The 1,579-nt window shown below is 35.8% G+C and carries 1 protein-coding gene; it reads left to right on the top strand.

Features of this window, described 5'->3' with window-relative positions; genetic code table 11:
* Positions 1-208 precede the first annotated feature (208 nt).
* Complete coding sequence (amrS, locus tag ENL20_02260) at positions 209-1,288, top strand: AmmeMemoRadiSam system radical SAM enzyme (GenBank protein ID HHE37378.1); 1,080 nt, start codon at positions 209-211, stop codon at positions 1,286-1,288.
* The last annotated feature ends 291 nt before the right edge of the window (positions 1,289-1,579 follow it).

The raw sequence follows: 1,579 nt of genomic DNA, 5'->3' as shown, positions 1-1,579 counted from the left end.
GGATTGGAAATTAAGAGATTTTTGCTGGATTTGGAAATGTAACTCAATTTGCCTAAATTGAGAATCGGAAACTGACTCTTTTATTTGAACAATTCAGGCGAATTGTTTTACGGAAATAACTCATGCATTTAGATCGAGAAAAGAACTTAACACTTCGGAACAAGTTCCGAACTACTTAACAACCCGGCAGGTTGTTTTACAATACAAAATGAAATATTTATCTATTTTTTTAATAATTTTTGTTTCTCTGTTTTTCCTGATCTCTGCTCAAAAAACTGAACTCCTCAAAGAAGCACTCTATTATTCCAAACTGGAAAAAAATTATGTGAAATGCGAACTCTGTCCTAATTATTGTGTGCTCAAATCAGGAGAAACCGGAATATGCGGAGTTCGGAAAAATATCGACGGTACTCTCTATTCGCTCGTTTATAATAAACCAATTTCAATCCATATCGATCCCATCGAGAAAAAACCTTTGTATCATTTTTATCCGGGAACTCAAATTCTTTCTATCGCAACTGTCGGATGTAATCTCCGTTGCAATTTCTGTCAGAACTGGGAAATTTCCCAATCGAAACCGGAACAAGTTCAAGCTTATGAAATGACTCCTGAAGACATTATCAGAACTACAAAAGAAAATAATTGTCAGAGCATAGCTTTCACTTACACGGAACCGACGATATTTTATGAATATATGCTCGATATTGCCAAACTTGCTCATAAAGAAAATATCAAAACTGTCTATGTAACTTGCGGTTATATCAATGAAAAACCTTTGCGCGAACTCTGCAAATATCTCGATGCCGCTAATATTGATCTGAAAGGATTTTCCGAAGAATTTTATCATACTTATTCTACCGGAAATCTGCAACCCGTCTTGGATTGTCTGAAAATTTCAAAGGAAGAAAATCTCTTTTTTGAAATCACTAATCTGATCATTCCGGATGCGAATGATGAACCAAAAATGATAAAGAATATGTGTGATTGGATTAAGAAAAATCTCGGTTCTGATCATCCGCTTCACTTTTCCAGGTTTTTCCCGAATTATCAACTACTGAATCGACCTGCAACTCCCTTGAAAACACTCGAAATGGCAAGAGACATTGCTCTCGAATCCGGAATTAAATTTGTTTATATCGGAAATATTGCGACCGAATTTGAAGATACATTTTGTCCGAACTGTGGTGAGAAGATCATCGATCGTTCCGGATATTTGATCAAATCACAAAATCTCGAGAATGGAAAATGCAAATTTTGCGGATATGAGATTTCAGGAGTTTTTAAATGATTTGCACTTTGCGAAAGTTATCTTCCTCGAATTTCTTATGTCAGAACTTCCTCAAAGATGTTTTGGAGTGCAATAACTGTGTTATTGCAAAACGACGATGTCGTTTTCCCACATTCTTTCCAATCTCCGATTGGGAACTCGATATTATGCAAAATCCATGTTTTGTATTACAGAACAGACACAGGGATTTCTAAAAAAAATTACATTCCCACAGAGGGCTTTGGGAATGATGTGCTGCGACTTACAAGAAGCGAATGACAATGAAACCTTTACAAGAATTACATACAAGGC

It is taken from the genome of Candidatus Cloacimonadota bacterium (assembly GCA_011372345.1).
Lineage (GTDB): Bacteria > Cloacimonadota > Cloacimonadia > Cloacimonadales > TCS61 > DRTC01.
Note: the sequence above shows the minus strand (reverse complement) of the source record. Positions and strands in the feature narration are given on the sequence as shown.

Coding starts and splice junctions, on each gene's coding strand:
- amrS (HHE37378.1), top strand. CDS start 209: ATGAAATATTTATCTATTTTTTTAATAATTTTTGTTTCTCTGTTTTTC.